Below are 17,823 nucleotides of genomic sequence, written 5' to 3' on the forward strand. Positions count from 1 at the left end.
GACTCATGACCACCGTCCAGGCGCCGCACATCGCCGCTCCCGCTCGCCCCCGGAGCTCGTCGCGCGACACGGGCATCGACTTCGTCCGTGCGCTGTGCGTGCTCGGAGTCGTGCTGCTGCACTCGATCATGGTCGGGGTGACGGTGGGCGAGTCCGGGCCCGTGTTCAGCAACGCCAGCGACGGCACGGGCTGGATCGCGCCTCTCAGCTGGGTGCTGCAGGTGATGCCGCTCTTCTTCGTGATCGGCGGGTTCTCCGGCTTCCTCGCGTTCCGGCGGATGCGGGAGCGCGGCGGCACCGCGGTCGAGTTCGTCGCCGGTCGCCTGCACCGGCTGCTGCGGCCGGCGGTCTTCGTGATCGGCGCCGTGGGACTCGCACTCGCCGTCCTCACGGTCGCCGGGGTTCCGGCAGACCTCATCGCCACGGCCGGATTCCGCTACGGGCAGCCCCTGTGGTTCCTCGGCGTCTTCCTGCTGTGCCAGGCGCTGCTCCCCGCGCTCGTATCCGCCCACGAACGCGCACCGTTCCGGACGATCACGGCACTCGCCGCCGCTGCCATCGCCGTCGACGTGCTGCGGGCGGCGTCCGGCATCGACGGACTCGGATTCCTGAACCTCGCCTTCGTGTGGATGACCCTGCAGCAGCTCGGCTTCTTCCTCGCGGACGGCCGCATCGGCGCGCTCCGGAGACGGACTCGGGCGACCGTGGGGATCGGTGCGGTCCTCGTGCTCGTCGCGACGTTCGTCGTCGGCATCTACTCCCCCGATCTCATCGCGAACATCAATCCGCCGACCGCGGCGCTGCTGCTCGTCGGCATCGCACACACCAGCCTGCTCTCGCTGCCCCGCGAACGGCTCGAACGCCTCAGCCGTCGGCCGCGAATCGCCGCGTTCACCGCCTTCGTGACCGCGCGCACCATGACCATCTACCTGTGGCACATGCCGGTGCTCCTCGCGATGGCCGGCGCCACCGCCGTCTTCGCACTGACCACCGGTGCGATCCTTCCCGACCTCGACACCGCTGGCTGGTGGGCCGGTCGCCCCCTGTGGCTCGCCGCAGCGCTCGGCCTCACGGCTCTCCTCGCGGTCACCTGCACACGCTTCGAGTCGCACCCCGCGCCCCGGGCGACGGCATCGGCGGGTCGTCTCGTCGTCGGGACTCTGAGCGGACTCGTGGGTGTCGTGCTGCTGCTGGCGGTCGGGACCTCCGTCGCGACGGCCATGATCGCGGTCGCGCTGATCGTGGTCGGGCTCAGCCTGGCGTCACAGACCGCACCACTGCCGTCGCGGCTCACCGGAGCTCTCGCGCCCGCGTGAGACTCAGCCGATCCCCCGGGCCGCCAACGCGTCGCCCACATCGTCGGCATGCCGCAGCGCGAGCACGAGCAGCGGCACGGCGGAGCGGATGCCGAGACGCACGTCACGAGCCTGCTCCGCCTCCCGCACCCGTGCGGCGAACCCCGCCACCACCGGGATCGTCGTCAGGGTCAGCGAGATCGTCAGCGCCACCGCGTCCGGATCCTGGCCGAACCGGCGCAACGGACGCAGGACACGGTGCAGCGTCGCGAGCAGATCGGCCGTTCGGGTCGTCAGCGTGAGCAGGCTCGCGAGGAGCAGCACGGCGACCACGCGGCCCGTGTTGATCCATGCGGCGAGAGGCGACACGAAGACCGCCAGCGCGACCGCGAGCACCAGGATCATCCACCGGAGGCGCCACACCTCGACGTACGGGGTCCGCAACGGCAGCCGTGCGAGGCAGAAGAGGGCCAGGACCGCCAGCAGCGCGACCCCCACGCTCAGAGCGTCGTGCGGGTGCAGCGACAGCGCGAGTGCACCGAGCGCCAGGATCGCGAGCTTGAGCCCGGCGGGCGCGCGGTGGACGATGCTCGTGCCCGGGCGGTAGAGCGCGATCACGCGCACATCCGACGGTAGGCGGAGATCACGCTCGCAGAATCCCCGGATGCAGCGACCCGCCCCTGTTCGAACAGCACGGCCATCTCGCAACGCGCCGCCAGGTCGAGGTCGTGTGTGATGACCACGAGTTGCGCCGACTGCGCGAGCAGGAGATCCCCGATGCGCCGGGCGTTGCGCAGATCGAGGAGCGTCGTCGGTTCGTCCGCCACGATCAGCTGCGGCTCGGCGATGAGCACGGACGCCAGCGCGAGCATCTGCTTCTGACCACCCGACAGACTCATCGCCGGCGCATCCGCGTGGTCCTGCAGTCCATGTGCGCCCAGGGTCGCTCGCACGCGCTCAGCGATCTCGGGCGCGGGCCGCCCGCGAAGCGACAACGCGAGGTCTTCCTCCGGAGTCGGCATCAGGATCTGCGCGTCGGGGTTGGTGAACACGAATCCCACGCGCCGGCGCACCGCCGACCGGTCGCACACGGTGTCGAGTCCATGCACCGTCACGGCGCCCTCGGTGGGTGCGACGAGGCCGTTCAGCAGTCGTGCGAACGTCGACTTGCCCGAACCGTTCGCGCCGATCACGGCGATCGTGGGTGCGGTGAGCTCCAGGGATACCTCGCTCAGCACGCGGCGACCGTCGAACTGCACCGAGACTCGGTCCACAGCGATCGATGACGGCGCGACGCCAGCGCGCACCGGGGTACTGCTCCTGCGGATCATGGACTCTCCTGAACAATGTTCACCTGAACGACGTTCACTATAATCGGAGGATGAATCCCGAGACCAATTCGGCACGACACGACCGTGACAGCGTCTCTCGGAGTGCGCTCGCGCTGCTCGATGAGGTCGGTCTCGCCGATCTCTCCATGCGGCGCATCGCCGCCCGACTCGACGTGCAACCCAGCGCCCTCTACTGGCACTTCGCCAACAAGCAGGAGCTGCTCGCCGACCTCGCCGACCGGATCACCGCGCCCATCCCCCGCGGCGACGCCGGCACGCTCGCGACCGCACGCGGCATCCGCGACGCCCTCTTCGCCTACCGCGACGGCGCCGAGCTGGTACTGAGCACCTATGCGCTGCAGTTGGGCTCCTCGCACGCGCTCTCGGTGCTCGCGGAGGCCCTGCACGACGAGGGCGCGACCGCCCCGGAAGACCGCGCCGTCGCGATCCTGCACTTCGTGCTCGGTCACGCGACGCTGGTGCAGCAGCGCATGCACGCCGACAGCCACGGCGCGCTCGCGGGCGCCGGCGAGGCGGACGTCACGGCAGGCCTCGACCGCGTCTTCGACCTCGGTGTCGCCGCGCTCGCGGGCGAGGTCAGCGCTCCGGCGACTCCGCCGCGTGTCCGAGCCTGAGACCCGGGACCACCGCCAGGGCGACGAGGGCGATGCAGAACGCGAACACCACGCTGAAGGCGCCCACCTCACCGCCCAGCGACGCCACGCCCAGCCCCGCCAACGCGATCGCGACCGCTGAACCCGTGGCATCCGAGATCGACAGGGCCGACGAGTTGAAGCCCTGGTTCGTCTCGTCCGAGTAGGCGAGCGTCAAGACGGTCAGGCGCGGGTACAGCAACCCCATTCCCCCGCCGGCGAAGGCCCACCCGAGGATCACGACGACCGCCGACACGTCGAAGAGCGCGGCGGTGAGCACGCAGAGAATCGCGACCAGGAGAGAGCTGAGACTGATCACCGTGATCCGGTGATTCCCCAACCGTTCCCCGAAGCGCCCCTGCAGCGCCGATGCGCCGGCCCATGCGAGCGCGGCGAGCATCAGGGCGATCCCCGCCCACGTCGCGGAGAAGTCGAACTTCCGCATAAGCAGATACGGGATGTACGCCTCGGTCGCGAAGAACGCGCCCGCGATGATGCCGCGCATCAGCACGACGCTCGGCAGCCCCGTCCCTGCTCGCAGCGTGCGTCGAGGCAGGAGCGGCAGTACGGCGACGCCGATCGCCAGCACCGCACCGATCGCGACCGGCCAGCCTATCCGCGGCTCCATGTCGGCCGAGAAGCCGATCACGACGGCGAGGATCGCCACGACCACGGCGAGCAGCAGGCGGATCACCAGGGCGCGTCGATCCTGGGGTTCGCCGTGTCCGAGATCCACGCCGCGCAGTCGCACCGCGATCATCAGGAAGGCCACGGCGGTGAGCACGGCCACGCCGAGGAACGCCCAGCGCCAGTCGAGGTACTCGGCCACGGCACCGGCGAGGAACGGACCGACCATCGACGGCACGACCCACGCCGCGGCGAACGCCGCGAAGATCCGGCCGTGCAGATGCGGCGGATAGAGCCGCGCCACCACCACGTACAGGGCGACCGTCTGCCCGCCGGTCCCGAGTCCTTGGACCAGACGTCCGATCAGGAACTGGTGCATCGTCACCGCGAAGCCGGATATCAGCAGTCCGATGATGAAGAGGGTGACCGCCACGTACAGCGCACCGCGGGGCCCGCGCGCGTCGGCCCAGGCACCGGTGGCGACCATGCCGATCACGCTCGTCGCGAGCGTCCCGGCGAAGGCCACCGCGAACAGGGCCTCGCCGTCGAGTGCGGTGCTGACGATCGGCATCACGGTCGTGACGGCGAGAGCCTCGATCGCGGCGAGGAAGATCAGCGCGACCGCGCCGAGGGTCACCCAGATGCGGTGGCGATCCCAGATCGTCGCGGTCTCGACCGGGGCGGTCATCGGCGCACGAGCGCCGCGATGCGCTCGATGGCCTCGGTGAGGATCTCCGGACTCGTCCCGAAGTTCAACCGCACATGACCCGCACCCTCCGCACCGAAGGCCGGGCCGAAGTGCAGGGCGACCTTGGCGTCCTTGAGGATGCGCCGTGCGGGGTTGTCCCCCCAGTCCAACGCCGACAGGTCGATCCAGGCGAGGTAGCCGGCATCCGGGATGCGATAGCGCGCCCCGGGAAGGTGCGCGGCGAGGAGATCCTCGAGCAGCAGGCGGTTCTCGTCGAGCGTCCGCAGCAGCCCGTCGAGCCAGGCGTCGCTCTCCTCCGAGAACGCCGCGACCGCCGCGAGCAGACCGAACTGTCCGGTGCGCCACTCGACCTCGACGGGCAGGCCACGCACCACGGACGTGGTCTCGTCGTCGGCAGTGACCATCAGCGCGCACTTCAGTCCCGCGAGGTTGAAGGCCTTGCTGGCACTGACGACCGCGTAGCCGACGCGCTGGGCGGCGTCGCTCACCGCGAGGAACGGCATGAAGCCGGTCCCGGGCTGTGCCAACGGGGCATGGATCTCGTCCGAGATGACCGCGACGCCGAACTCGCTCGCCAGCTCCGCGAGGGCCGCGAGGCTGTCGCGGTCGTGCACCGTTCCGGTCGGATTGTGTGGATTGCACAGGAGCATCGCGGTCGCACCATCCTCGAACGCGGCACGGATGCCGTCGAGGTCGAGCTCCCAGCGCGTTCCGGTGTCGCGCAGCGGCACGCGCTCTGCTTCTGCCCCGGCCTCGGCCACCAGGTCATAGAACGGCGGGTACACCGGTGGGGTGACCACGACCCGCTCTCCCGGCTGCGTGACCCGGCGCAGGATCTCCACGATCCCCATGCTCACATCGGCGGTGCTGGTCATGCGTGCAGGTTCGGGCTCCCAGCCGAATCGACGCTGCGCGAACGCCGCGAACGAGGCCGCGAGAGGCGTCCTCGAGGCCACGTAGCCGGTGTCGCCGATCTCGACCGCGCGCTGGAGCGCGGCGGTGATCGCCGGCGCCAGCGGGAAGTCGGTCTCCGCGACGAACAGAGGCAGCACGTCGGCGGGATACTCCCGCCACTTCTCGCTGCTCCGCTCGCGGAGTGCATCCAGCGACAGTGCCTTCACCTCAAGCATGAGATCTCCCGTGGTCTCGACCCGCAACGGTGCGGAGTCAGCGAAGCGGGCGCGTCTCCGCGCCCGCTTCGTGGTGCAGCAATTCGTGCGAGGTCAGATCGCGAAGCCGAGGGCGCGCATCATGTCGCGCCCGTCGTCCGTGATCCGCTCCGGACCCCACGGCGGCATCCAGACCCAGTTGATCCGGAAGCGGTCGACCACGCTGTCCAGAGCCTGCGCGGTCTGGTCCTCGAGCACATCGGTCAGCGGGCAGCCCGCACTCGTGAGCGTCATGTGGATGACGAGAGCATCGTTCTCGTCGTCCCAGGCAAGGTCGTAGATGAGGCCGAGATCGACGACGTTGATCCCGAGCTCGGGGTCCATGACGTCCTTGAGAGCTTCGGTGACGGCGTCGTACTTCTCGTCCGTGAGGGTCGCTGTCATGCGATCAGCCTACGCCTCGATCGGGGCCGAGGGGTCGAGGAAACGGTCGTATCCCTCGTTCTCGAGACGGTCGGCGAGCTCCGGTCCGCCCTCCTCGACGATCTTGCCCGCGACGACCACGTGGACGAAGTCCGGACGGATGTAGCGGAGGATGCGGGTGTAGTGCGTGATCAGCAGCACACCGAGACCGGTGGCCTCCTTGGCGCGGTTCACGCCCTCGGACACGATCTTCAGTGCATCGACGTCGAGGCCGGAGTCGGTCTCGTCGAGGATCGCGAACTGCGGCTTCAGCACCTCGAGCTGCAGGATCTCGTGACGCTTCTTCTCACCACCGGAGAAGCCCTCGTTGACGTTGCGCTGTGCGAACTTCGGGTCCATGCGCAGGTTCGACATGGCTGCCTTGACGTCCTTCGTCCACCCGCGGATCGACGGCGCCTCGCCATCGAGCGCCGTCTTGGCGGTGCGGAGGAAGTTGGTCACCGTGACGCCCGGGATCTCGACCGGGTACTGCATGGCGAGGAAGAGCCCGGCACGAGCGCGCTCGTCGACGCTCATCGCCAGCACGTCCTGTCCATCGAATGTGATGGAGCCGGAGGTGACCGTGTACTTGGGGTGTCCGGCGATCGTGTACGCCAGGGTCGACTTGCCGGAGCCGTTCGGGCCCATGATGGCGTGCGTCTCACCCGTGTTCATGGTGAGGGTGATTCCGTTGAGGATCGGGGTGGTCCCCGCCTCGGTCTCGACCGTCACGTGCAGGTCGCGGATCTCGAGAACAGACATTCTTCAGACTTCCTTAATCACAGTCGGATCGATGAGCACGTCGTCGCCGTCGATCTGGACGACGTAGACCGGGACGGGCTCATATGCGGGGAGATTCTGGGGCTTGCCGGTGAGCAGCGAGAAGGCGGAGCCGTGTGCCCAGCACTCCACCGTGTCGCCCTCCACGAAGCCCTCGGACAGCGAGATGTCGCCGTGGGTGCAGGTGTCGCCGATGGCGTGGATGACTCCCTCGCCGTCTTTGATCACCGTGATCGGCACGCCGCTCGGCTCGACACGCAGCGGCGTGTCCTGCTCGAGGTCGGCGACGCCGCAGACGCGCTCGGCGCTCATGCACTCACCTCGGCGAGCTCCGCCTCGATCGCCGCCAGCAGCTCGGTCTCGAGAGTGGGGATGCCGAGGCGCTGCACGATGTCGGTGAGGAAGCCGAGCACGACGAGCCGTCGTGCCTCTTCTTCGGTGATGCCGCGGGCCTGCAGGTAGAACAGCTGCTCGTCGTCGAAACGTCCGGTCGCGCTGGCGTGCCCGGCGCCGAGGATGTCCCCGGTCTCGATCTCGAGGTTCGGGATCGAGTCGGCGCGCGCGCCCTCGGTGAGGACCAGGTTGCGGTTCGCCTCGTACGAGTCGGTGCCGGTGGCATCCGGGCCGATCAGCACGTCGCCGATCCAGACGCTGTGCGCGCTCTGGCCCTGCAGCGCACCCTTGTAGAGCACGTCGCCCTTGGTGTGCGCGCCCTTGTGGTGCAGGTAGACCTGGCTCTCGAGGTGCTGGCCGGCGTCGGCGTAGGAGAGTCCGTAGAGGTAGCCCTCGGAACCGGCACCCGTGAGCTCGACGCTCGGGTTCACCCGCACGAGACCGCCGCCGAAGCTGATCACGAAGTGCTTGAGCGTGGCGTCGGCGCCGACCGTGGCCTGGTGCGCCGCCGCGTGCACCGCGTCGTCGTCCCAGCGCTGCAGCGTGATGACCGTCAGGTGGGAGCCGTCCCGCGCGATGATCTCGACGTTCTGCGCGTACTGCGCCGCACCCGAGTGATCGAGCACGACGGTGCCGCGGGAGTGCGGGAGCGCCTCGATGAGGATCTGTCCGAACGCGCGGTTGTCGGCACCCGTGCCCACGATCGGGACGATGACCGGCTCGTCGAGCTCGGCCTCGGCCGGGAGCTGGATGTGCAGACCACGGGGGCCGTGCTTCCAGGCGAGAGCGCTCGGGAGGTCTTCGGGGCGGAAGAACTCGCCGTAGGGGCCGTCCTCCGTGGCGGAGGGCTCGAGGAGCGCCTCGACCGCATCGAGCCCGTAGGTGACGGCGTCCGCGTCACCGGGCTCGTCAGCGAACAGTCCGCTGAGCTTCGCGATCGGCGTGTGCTTCCAGTTGACCTCGCGGCCGGTGGGGGCACCGAAGTCGCCGGGCTCGAACGAATGCGGGCGCTCCGATCGGGTCTGCACCGGCACGAAACCGGCGTCCGCGACCTGGGCGGCGGGGTCCACGTGCGCGCTCGAAGAGTGCGACGCGGTGGGCGTCGTCGTCTGGGCCGTCATCTCAGCCGACCGATCCTTCCATGCCCATCTCGATGAGCTTGTTCAGTTCCATCGCGTACTCCATGGGCAGCTCCCGCGCGATCGGCTCGATGAAGCCGCGCACGATCATCGCCATCGCCTCGTCCTCGGGCATGCCGCGGGACTGCAGGTAGAACAGCTGCTCCTCGCTCACCTTCGAGACCGTGGCCTCGTGACCGAGCTGCACGTCGTCGACACGGATGTCGATCGCCGGGTAGGTGTCGGAGCGGGACTTGGTGTCGACGAGCAGGGCGTCGCAGCGCACGGTGTTGGCCGAGTGGTGCGCCGCGGCATCCACGCGCACCTCACCGCGGTATCCGGCGCGGCCGCCGCCGCGTGCGATCGACTTCGAGACGATCGACGACTGGGTGTAGGGGGCCATGTGGATCATCTTCGCGCCGGCGTCCTGGTGCTGACCGGGACCGGCGAAGGCCACGGAGAGCGTTTCGCCCTTGGCGTGCTCGCCCATCAGGTAGATCGACGGGTACTTCATCGTCACCTTGGAGCCGATGTTGCCGTCGACCCACTCCATGGTCGCGCCCTCGTAGGCCACGGCACGCTTGGTGACGAGGTTGTAGACGTTGTTCGACCAGTTCTGGATCGTCGTGTACCGCACACGGGCGTTCTTCTTCACGATGATCTCGACGACCGCCGAGTGCAGCGAGTCCGACTTGTAGATCGGGGCCGTGCAGCCCTCGATGTAGTGGACGTAGCTGTCCTCGTCGGCGATGATCAGGGTCCGCTCGAACTGGCCCATGTTCTCGGTGTTGATGCGGAAGTACGCCTGCAGGGGGATCTCGACATGCACGCCCTTCGGGACGTACACGAACGATCCGCCCGACCACACGGCCGTGTTCAGCGCGGCGAACTTGTTGTCGCCGGCGGGAATGACCGTGCCGAAGTACTCCTCGAAGAACTCGGGGTGTTCGCGCAGTGCGGTGTCGGTGTCCATGAAGATGACGCCCTGCGCCTCGAGGTCCTCACGGATCTGGTGGTAGACCACCTCGGACTCGTACTGAGCCGCGACGCCGGCCACCAGGCGCTGACGCTCGGCCTCGGGGATGCCCAGGCGCTCGTAGGTCTCGCGGATCTCGGCGGGAAGGTCTTCCCAGCTCTGCGCCTGCTTCTCGGTGGAGCGGACGAAGTACTTGATGTTGTCGAAGTCGATCTCGCTGAGGTCGGCGCCCCAGGTCGGCATCGGCTTGCGTCCGAAGAGCTGATACCCCTTGAGACGGGTCTTCAGCATCCATTCGGGTTCGTTCTTGAGGGTCGAGATCCCGCGGACGACCTCTTCCGAGATTCCGCGTTTCGCGATGGCGCCCGCGGCGTCCTCATCGTGCCAGCCGAACTCGTACACCCCCAGACCGTCAAGCTCCGGGCGGTCGATCAGCACATCCGACATCCAACACTCTCCTCACAGGTCCCAAACGGTGTCATCCGCCCCGACACACCTCATCCCCGTCGAGTCTGCGGGAGCGGGTGCCGTTGGTGGGCCCTCATCACCGGCGCTTCCATCGCGCCTAAACTGTTGACGATGCTTCAGCGCTGTCAGCGCTCATCGCAACAATCCGATTCTACAGGTTCCGCCTGACAGACGGGCCATGCCCGCCGCGTCGCGCGCGGTCCGGAGGACTTATGCCCGAGACGATGATCCCCGCCTCCTCGACGACGCGAACGGCTTCCCCGCGTTCTGCTCTGTGGGGACGCGCGCTGACGATCTTCGCCTGGTTGTCGTTCCTCAGCGAGACCATCATCATCGGCACCGGCGGCGCGGTGCGCCTCACCGGCTCGGGGCTCGGCTGCTCCGACTGGCCGCTGTGCACCCCCGGCTCCCTCGTCCCGATCTATGCCGATCAGGGCGTTCATGGACTGATCGAGTTCGGCAACCGCCTGATGACCGGAGTGGTGGGCATCATCGCGCTCGTGGTCGTCCTCCTGGTGCTGCACACGATCAGCGGCAAGCGGGCGCTGGTCACGTCGCTCTGGTATGCCGCCGGGGGCATCCTCGCCGCCGGAATCGCCTTCGCGATCGCCACGCTGTTCCACGTGCCGTCCTCGCCCATCGCCCTCGGCGTGCTGCTGCTCGCCGTCATCGCGGCCGCCGTGCACACCGTGCGGACGACGCCCGGGCGCCGCGACCTGACCCTCCTCGCGTGGCTCGTGCTCATCGGCGTGGTCGCGCAGGCGCTCGTGGGCGGGATCACGGTCCTCACCGGGCTCAACCCGTTCATCGTCGGCTTCCACTACACGACCTCGCTGCTGCTGGTGTGCATCACGGCCGCGTTCCTGGTGCGGCTCAAGGCCGCTCCCGGTCCGCGTGAGCGCGCCGTCCCCGCGTGGTTCGCCGCGGTGACGCACGTCACGGGGCTCGCCCTCGCGGTGACGATCCTCTTCGGTGTGCTGACCACCGGATCGGGCCCGCACTCCGGCGACGCCGATGTGCAGCGCCACGGCTTCGACGCGACGGTGCTCGCACATGTGCACTCCTGGCCCGGCTACATCCTCGCCGCACTCGTGCTGTTCCTCACGATCGCGGCATGGGTGCTGCGTCTCGAGCCGCGACGCTGGCTCCTCGTGCTCGTGGTAGCGATCGCCGTCCAGGTCGGGGTGGGCGTCTGGCAGGCTCGGGAAGGATTGCCGCCCGTGCTGGTCGGTATCCACATGGTGCTGGCATCGCTGTCGGCGGCGACCTACACCGTCGTCGTGCTGCATCTCAAGCGGCCCGCCCTCACCACGGACTGAGCGCACACAGTCGATACATAGGCTTCGCATCGCCGACTCATCAGCGCATCGGGAATCGTGGGCGACATGAACAAGTCACTCACGCGAAGCATCGGCTTCTGGCTCCTCCTCGTCGTGTCGCTCGCGACGACGGCCGTCGGCGGATGGCTGGTCGCCAACCAGATCGGGACCATGACGACCACGCTGGTCGCAGGAACGGCCACCGGCGTGGAGGTCTACGTGGGCCAGTCGCTCGTCGTGGTGGGTGCAGGCGTGCTCGGCGCCGGCATCGTCGGCATCCTCCTGAGCCTCGCGCTCGTCGCGGCACGCGCGCTCGTCCCCGCTGCCGCCCCCACGGTCGTCGAGGCGATCGACTGGACGGCCGACGCAGACGAGACGACAGCCACCGAGGTCGAGCCGACCCCCGCCGCCCCCGTCATCGAGACGACTGACGACGCAGCCGCGACCGAGAACAAGGACGCATCGGAGACCGACACCGACGAGACACAGCCGTCCATCACCCGCTGATCGACGACGAGAAGGAAAGAACGAAGGAGCGGCGCCGAGGAATCGGCGCCGCTCCTTCGTTTCGATCCAGCCGGATCAGAAGGGCAGCAGCGGATCGATCGCCACCGCCACGAAGATCAGCGTCAGGTACGTGATCGATGCGTGGAACACACGCATCGGGCGCGCCTCTGTGCCGTGGACGGCACGGTTGTAGAGGCGGTGCGATTCGTAGATGAACCATCCGCCGAACACCAGAGCAGACACCGTGTAGACGAGCCCCATGCCGGCGATCGGCACCAGCAGCAGCGAGCAGGCCACGGTCGCCCACGCGTACAGGATGACCTGGAGCCCGACCTGCGACGCATTGCGCGTGACGCCCAGCATCGGCACGTCGACGTCCTCGTAGTCGTCCTTGTACTTCATGGACAGCGGCCAGTAGTGCGGCGGCGTCCACAGGAAGACCAGGAGGAACAGGATGAACGCGGGCCAGTCGAGGGATCCCGTGACCGCCGACCAGCCGATCAGCACCGGGAAGCAGCCCGCGATGCCACCCCAGATGATGTTCTGCTCGGTGCGACGCTTGAGGATCATCGTGTAGATCACGACGTAGAAGAAGATGGCGGCCGCGGAGAGTGCGGCGGTGAGCCAGTTGGTCGTGGCCAGCAGCCACAGGGTGGACACCACGGCGAGCGTCCACGAGAAGATCAAGGCGCCGCGCGGGCTCACCTCGCCCGTCACGAGCGGACGGTTCTCGGTGCGATGCATGTGGGCATCGATGTCGCGGTCGAGATACATGTTGAACGCGGCGGCCGACCCGGCGCTCAGCGACCCGCCGATGACCGTCGCCAGCACGAGCCACAGGTTCGGCATACCGCCCTGGGCAAGGAACATCACCGGCACCGTCGAGACGAGCAGAAGCTCCAACACCCGCGGCTTGGTCAGCGTGACATAGGCCCTGACAGTGCGACCGATGGACGACTTCCTCACGGTCTGATCAGACATCGTCGAGATCTCGATCGCCTCCTCCGCGCACATTACCGGACAACCTCTCCAGTCTATGACACGCGATGACGTCATCCGCGCCGCCCGTCCGCGTAGCACGACAGTCACCTTCGCTATGCTGAAGGCACTCGCGCGCCCGGCGCTGCGCACACTCCCCCACCCGTCTCCGCGACGGTGCGGGATGCGCCAGGGAGGTTGCGGATGCGCCAGGGAATACGGGCGCCCTCGAAACTGTCGGAAAGGGCATGAACGTGTCGGAATTGCAGTGGGATGAGATCGATCGACGTGCGGTGGACACCGCCCGGATCCTGGCGGCCGATGCGGTCGAGAAGGTGGGCAACGGTCATCCCGGCACCGCGATGAGCCTCGCTCCCGCCGCATACCTCCTCTACCAGCGCGTGCTGCGCCACGACCCGACCGACACCGACTGGCTCGGTCGCGACCGGTTCATCCTCTCGGTCGGGCACTCCTCTCTCACGCAGTACGTGCAGCTCTACCTCGGCGGCTTCGGCCTCGAGCTCGACGACCTCAAGGCACTGCGCACGTGGGGCTCCAAGACCCCCGGCCACCCGGAGTACGGCCACACGAAGGGCGTCGAGATCACCACCGGCCCGCTCGGCCAGGGTCTCGCCTCCGCCGTGGGCTTCGCGTACGCGGCCCGCTACGAGCGTGGCCTGTTCGACCCGGAGGCCGCCGCGGGCACGAGCCCGTTCGACCACTTCGTGTACGTGATCGCCGGCGACGGCGACCTGCAGGAGGGCGTGACGAGTGAAGCCTCCTCACTCGCGGGCCACCAGCAGCTCGGCAACCTCATCGCGATCTACGACTCCAACCAGATCTCCATCGAGGACGACACCAACGTCGCCTTCACGGAAGACGTCGCGAAGCGCTACGAGTCCTACGGCTGGCAGGTGCAGGTCGTCGACTGGAAGAAGACCGGCGAGTACGTCGAGGACATCGCCGCGCTGAACGCCGCGATCGAGGCCGCGCAGGGCGAGGCCTCGAAGCCGTCGCTCATCATCCTCAAGACCATCATCGGCTGGCCGTCGCCCGGCAAGCAGAACTCCGGCAAGATCCACGGCTCCGCGCTCGGCGCCGATGAGCTCGCCGCCACCAAGAAGGTCCTCGGCTTCGACCCCGAGCAGACCTTCGCGGTCGCCGACGATGTGATCGCGCACACCCGTGGCCTCGCCGCCCGTGCCTCGGACGCCCGCGCCGCCTGGCAGGAGTCGTTCGACGCCTGGGCTGCGGCGAACCCGGAGAAGAAGGCCCTGCTCGACCGCCTCGAGGCACACGAGCTCCCTGCGGACATCACCTCCGCACTGCCGGTGTTCGAATCCGGCAAGGAGGTCTCGACCCGCGCCGCCTCCGGTCAGGTCATCAACGCCCTCGCCGCCGAGCTGCCCGAGCTGTGGGGCGGATCGGCCGACCTGGCCGAGTCGAACCTCACCACCATCAAGGGTGCGCCGTCGTTCATCCCGGCCGAGTGGTCGACCCACGAATGGTCCGGCAACCCCTACGGCCGCGTCCTGCACTTCGGCATCCGCGAGCACGCCATGGGCGCGATCGTCAACGGCATCGTGCTGCACGGCCCGACACGCGCATTCGGCGGCACGTTCCTCATCTTCAGCGACTACATGCGCCCGGCCGTGCGTCTGGCCGCACTCATGAACGTCCCGAGCATCTTCGTCTGGACGCACGACTCCGTCGCGCTCGGCGAGGACGGCCCGACGCACCAGCCGATCGAGCAGCTCGCGACGCTTCGCGCGATCCCGAACTTCACGGTCGTGCGACCCGCCGACGCGAACGAGACCTCCGCCACCTGGCTCGAGATCCTCCGCCGCCACGAGGGCCCTGCCGGCATCGCCCTGACCCGCCAGAACATCCCGGTGTTCGCGCGCGGCGAGGGTGCGGCCTCCGGCGACACCTTCGCGTCGGCGGACAACGCCGCCAAGGGCGCCTACGTGCTCGCCGAGGCGCCGAACGGCACCCCGGACGTGATCATCGTGGCCACCGGCTCCGAGGTGCAGCTCGCTGTCAACGCGCGCGAAGCACTCGCCGCGGAGGGCGTGAACGTGCGCGTCGTGTCCGCACCGTCGCTCGAGTGGTTCGACGAGCAGGACGCGGAGTACCGCGAGAGCGTGCTGCCGGCTGCCGTCACCGCTCGCGTGTCCGTCGAAGCGGGCTCGGTCCTCACGTGGCGCGGCATCGTGGGCGACCGCGGTCGCTCGGTCGGCATCGACCACTTCGGCGCCTCCGCCGACTACAAGACCCTCTTCGAGAAGTTCGGCATCACCACCGAGGCCGTCATCGCGGCCGCCCGCGAGACCATCGCGGCCAACAGCACCAAGGAGAACGCATGAGCACCCCCACCGCACAGCTCGCGGCCGCAGGCGTCAGCATCTGGCTCGACGACCTCTCCCGCACGCGCATCGCCTCCGGCAACCTCGCCGAGTTGATCTCCTCGCGCAACGTGGTCGGCGTCACGACCAACCCGACGATCTTCGCCAACGCGATCACCGACAAGAACGACACGTCGTACGACGCGCAGGTGACCGAGCTCGCCGCCTCCGGCGCCAGCGCCGAGGAGGCGGTCTTCGCCGCCACCACGCAGGACGTCGCCGCCGCCCTCGACGTGTTCCGCCCCGTGTGGGAGGCATCCGCCCACGTGGACGGCCGTGTCTCGATCGAGGTCTCCCCCGATCTCGCGCACGACACCGCGGGCACCGTCGCGCAGGCCAAGGAGCTGTGGGCGAAGATCGACCGCCCCAACCTCCTGGTGAAGATCCCGGCGACCAAGGCGGGGCTCCCGGCCATCGCGGAGGCGATCGGCGCCGGCATCAGCGTCAACGTCACGCTGATCTTCAGCCTCGAGCGCTACGCCGAGGTCATCGAGGCCTACCTGACCGGTCTCGAGACCGCGAAGGCCGCAGGCATCGACCTGTCGACCATCCACTCCGTCGCCTCGTTCTTCGTCTCCCGCGTCGACACCGAGACCGACAAGCGCCTCAGCGCCATCGGCACCGACGACGCCGAAGCGCTCAAGAGCAAGGCCGGCCTCGCCAACGCGCGGCTCGCCTACGAACTGTTCGAGCAGACGTTCGCGGGCGACCGCGCCAAGGCCCTGGTCGATGCGGGTGCGAACCTGCAGCGTCCGCTGTGGGCATCGACAGGCGTCAAGGACCCGGCGCTGCCCGACACGCTCTACGTGACGGAGCTCGTCGCAGCCGGCGTCGTCAACACGATGCCGGAGAAGACGCTCGAGGCCACCTTCGACCACGGCGTCGTCACGGGCGACACCATCACGAACGGCTACGACGAAGCCCGTGCGGTGTTCGCCGGTCTCGCCGAGGTCGGCGTCGATTTCGCCGACGTCACCCAGGTGCTGGAGGACGAGGGCGTCGCGAAGTTCATCGACTCGTGGCACGATCTGCTGACGCAGGTCGCCGAGGCTCTGGAGTCCCAGCGATGACTTTCTCGATCCACACCTCCGGTGCCGCGCGAGCCGCGATCGATGAGACGGTGCCCGCACTCGTCCACGACCTCATCGCCTCGCGGATCACCGGCGGAGACGCCACCCTGTGGGGTCCCGCCGCGGAAGCGGAAGCAGCCATCCGACTCGGCTGGGTGGAGGCCGTATCGGTCTCGCGCCCGCTGGTCGCCGAGATCGTCGCCCTGCGCGCCGATCTGAACGCCAAGGGCGTCACGCGCATCGTGCTGGCCGGCATGGGCGGCTCCTCGCTGGCTCCCGAGGTCATCGCGCAGACCGCGGGAGTGCCGCTGACGATCCTCGACTCGACGGCACCGGGACAGGTGCTCGCCGCCCTCGATGAGGGCCTCGCCGACACCGCGCTGGTGGTCTCGTCGAAGTCCGGCTCGACGGTCGAGACGGACTCGCAGCGCCGCACCTTCGAGGCCGCGTTCCGCGATCTCGGCATCGACCCGGTGGAGCGCATCGTCGTCGTGACCGACCCGGGCTCGCCGCTCGACGTGTCCGCACGCGAGGCCGGCTACCGGGTCTTCAACGCCGACCCGAACGTGGGCGGCCGCTACTCGGCGCTCACGGCCTTCGGACTCGTGCCGTCGGGTCTCGCCGGGGTCGACATCGACGAGCTGCTGAACGAGGCCGAGGCCTCACTGCTCGAGGTCGCCGTCGATTCGGCTGAGAACCCGGCGCTCCGTCTGGGCGCGGCGATCGCGGCGACGAACCCGCGGCGCGACAAGCTCGGACTGATCACCGACGGCACTCACATCAAGGGCCTCCCGGACTGGATAGAGCAGCTCATCGCAGAGTCCACGGGCAAGGACGGCACCGGTATCCTGCCGGTCGTCCTGCTCCCGGTCTCCCCCGAACTCGACCCCGTCCCCGCTGACCTGCAGATCGTCCGCCTGGTCGACGACGCGAACGAGTTCCACCTCCACGAGCGCCACGAGGGCGAGATCCTCGTCAGCGGCACGCTCGGCGCACAGCTGATCGTGTGGGAGTACGCCACCGCGATCGCGGGGCACCTGCTCCACATCAACCCGTTCGATCAGCCCGACGTCGAGTCGGCGAAGGTCGCGGCCCGAGGACTCCTCGACGCCCGCCCGGAGCCCACCGCGCCGGCATTCGTGGAGAACGGCGTCGAGGTCCGTGTGTCCGACCCGTCGCTCGCGGCGTCCGGCACCGTCGAAGGTGTGCTCGATGCACTCTGGGCGCAGCTCCCCGCCGACGGATACGTCTCGATCCAGGCCTACGTCAACCGCCTCGAGGTTTCGCAGCTCCAGGGGCTGCGCGAGCTCGTCGCGGCGGACTCGGGTCGCCCGACCACGTTCGGATGGGGGCCGCGGTTCCTGCACTCGACGGGTCAGTACCACAAGGGCGGTCCCGCGCAGGGCGTCTTCCTGCAGATCCTGGAGCGCACCGAGGTCGACCTCGAGATCCCGGACCGTCCGTTCACGTTCGGACAGCTCATCCAGGCGCAGGCCGCCGGCGACGCGGCGGTGCTCGCCGAGCATGGCCGGCCCGTCGTCACGCTGACGATCACCGAGTCCTCGGACGACGTGCTCGCCCTCTTCGAAGCCGCACAGAAGTAACAGCAGGAGAATCCCCCAC

The 17,823-nt window shown here is 68.7% G+C and carries 17 protein-coding genes; 7 read left to right on the plus strand and 10 right to left on the minus strand.

Annotation, left to right across the window (positions count from 1 at the left end):
• Positions 1 to 5: 5 nt before the first annotated feature.
• Positions 6 to 1,316 (plus strand): acyltransferase family protein, encoded by a 1,311-nt coding sequence (locus WFM69_RS12160; RefSeq protein ID WP_337004998.1) that lies wholly within the window; start codon positions 6 to 8, stop codon positions 1,314 to 1,316.
• A gap of 3 nt (positions 1,317 to 1,319) precedes the next feature.
• Here WFM69_RS12160 and WFM69_RS12165 read toward each other — a convergent pair whose 3' ends face one another.
• On the minus strand, positions 1,320 to 1,913 hold the full coding sequence (locus WFM69_RS12165; protein WP_337005000.1) for an energy-coupling factor transporter transmembrane component T: 594 nt from the start codon (positions 1,911 to 1,913) through the stop codon (positions 1,320 to 1,322).
• Positions 1,910 to 2,626: an energy-coupling factor ABC transporter ATP-binding protein gene (locus WFM69_RS12170; protein WP_337005002.1), complete on the minus strand. Its 717-nt coding sequence runs from the start codon at positions 2,624 to 2,626 to the stop codon at positions 1,910 to 1,912. Before WFM69_RS12170 ends, WFM69_RS12165 begins: the two co-directional genes overlap by 4 nt.
• Before the next feature lie 50 nt (positions 2,627 to 2,676).
• Between WFM69_RS12170 and WFM69_RS12175 the strand changes: the two genes are divergently transcribed.
• Entirely contained in the window at positions 2,677 to 3,261 is a 585-nt protein-coding gene (locus WFM69_RS12175; protein ID WP_337005004.1) for a TetR family transcriptional regulator, read from the plus strand.
• On the opposite strand, the gene WFM69_RS12180 is transcribed toward WFM69_RS12175, so the two are convergent.
• From WFM69_RS12180 to sufB, 7 genes are all read right to left on the minus strand, one after another.
• Positions 3,224 to 4,594, minus strand: coding sequence for an MFS transporter (locus WFM69_RS12180; protein ID WP_337005008.1), 1,371 nt, complete (start codon positions 4,592 to 4,594; stop codon positions 3,224 to 3,226). The genes WFM69_RS12175 and WFM69_RS12180 overlap by 38 nt on opposite strands.
• Positions 4,591 to 5,745: a MalY/PatB family protein gene (locus WFM69_RS12185; RefSeq protein WP_337005010.1), complete on the minus strand. Its 1,155-nt coding sequence runs from the start codon at positions 5,743 to 5,745 to the stop codon at positions 4,591 to 4,593. Before WFM69_RS12185 ends, WFM69_RS12180 begins: the two co-directional genes overlap by 4 nt.
• Positions 5,746 to 5,838: 93 nt before the next feature.
• Positions 5,839 to 6,168 carry a metal-sulfur cluster assembly factor gene (locus WFM69_RS12190; protein WP_021200756.1) on the minus strand — a complete coding sequence of 110 codons (330 nt, stop codon included), beginning with the start codon at positions 6,166 to 6,168 and terminating at the stop codon, positions 5,839 to 5,841.
• Positions 6,169 to 6,177: 9 nt separating this feature from the next.
• The gene (sufC, locus tag WFM69_RS12195) at positions 6,178 to 6,948 is read right to left on the minus strand and encodes a Fe-S cluster assembly ATPase SufC (RefSeq protein WP_337005013.1); all 771 of its coding nucleotides are present in this window, start codon (positions 6,946 to 6,948) and stop codon (positions 6,178 to 6,180) included.
• A gap of 3 nt (positions 6,949 to 6,951) precedes the next feature.
• Positions 6,952 to 7,278 (minus strand): non-heme iron oxygenase ferredoxin subunit, encoded by a 327-nt coding sequence (locus WFM69_RS12200; protein WP_337005015.1) that lies wholly within the window; start codon positions 7,276 to 7,278, stop codon positions 6,952 to 6,954.
• Complete coding sequence (gene sufD / locus WFM69_RS12205) at positions 7,275 to 8,480, minus strand: Fe-S cluster assembly protein SufD (protein WP_337005017.1); 1,206 nt, start codon at positions 8,478 to 8,480, stop codon at positions 7,275 to 7,277. The genes WFM69_RS12200 and sufD overlap by 4 nt, the downstream gene beginning before the upstream one ends.
• Before the next feature lies 1 nt (position 8,481).
• Positions 8,482 to 9,900: a Fe-S cluster assembly protein SufB gene (gene sufB / locus WFM69_RS12210; RefSeq protein WP_337005019.1), complete on the minus strand. Its 1,419-nt coding sequence runs from the start codon at positions 9,898 to 9,900 to the stop codon at positions 8,482 to 8,484.
• 233 nt (positions 9,901 to 10,133) lie between these two features.
• Between sufB and WFM69_RS12215 the strand changes: the two genes are divergently transcribed.
• Together WFM69_RS12215 and WFM69_RS12220 are read left to right on the plus strand one after the other, a co-directional pair.
• Positions 10,134 to 11,240: a COX15/CtaA family protein gene (locus WFM69_RS12215; protein WP_337005021.1), complete on the plus strand. Its 1,107-nt coding sequence runs from the start codon at positions 10,134 to 10,136 to the stop codon at positions 11,238 to 11,240.
• 66 nt (positions 11,241 to 11,306) lie between these two features.
• Entirely contained in the window at positions 11,307 to 11,747 is a 441-nt protein-coding gene (locus WFM69_RS12220) for a hypothetical protein (RefSeq protein WP_337005023.1), read from the plus strand.
• 75 nt (positions 11,748 to 11,822) lie between these two features.
• Here the strand turns inward: WFM69_RS12220 and WFM69_RS12225 are convergent, their stop codons facing one another.
• A complete protein-coding gene (locus WFM69_RS12225; protein ID WP_442928417.1) occupies positions 11,823 to 12,743 on the minus strand; it encodes a heme o synthase in 921 nt (306 codons plus the stop codon).
• Positions 12,744 to 12,979: 236 nt separating this feature from the next.
• Between WFM69_RS12225 and tkt the strand changes: the two genes are divergently transcribed.
• From tkt to WFM69_RS12240, 3 genes are read left to right on the plus strand one after another with little or no spacing between them, the layout of a single operon-like run.
• Positions 12,980 to 15,091 carry a transketolase gene (gene tkt / locus WFM69_RS12230; protein WP_337005296.1) on the plus strand — a complete coding sequence of 704 codons (2,112 nt, stop codon included), beginning with the start codon at positions 12,980 to 12,982 and terminating at the stop codon, positions 15,089 to 15,091.
• Positions 15,088 to 16,200 (plus strand): transaldolase, encoded by a 1,113-nt coding sequence (gene tal / locus WFM69_RS12235; RefSeq protein WP_337005027.1) that lies wholly within the window; start codon positions 15,088 to 15,090, stop codon positions 16,198 to 16,200. Before tkt ends, tal begins: the two co-directional genes overlap by 4 nt.
• Positions 16,197 to 17,804 carry a glucose-6-phosphate isomerase gene (locus WFM69_RS12240; protein WP_337005029.1) on the plus strand — a complete coding sequence of 536 codons (1,608 nt, stop codon included), beginning with the start codon at positions 16,197 to 16,199 and terminating at the stop codon, positions 17,802 to 17,804. Before tal ends, WFM69_RS12240 begins: the two co-directional genes overlap by 4 nt.
• Positions 17,805 to 17,823: the final 19 nt, after the last annotated feature.

This window comes from Microbacterium sp. LB12 (genome assembly GCF_037150835.1).
Taxonomy (GTDB): domain Bacteria; phylum Actinomycetota; class Actinomycetes; order Actinomycetales; family Microbacteriaceae; genus Microbacterium.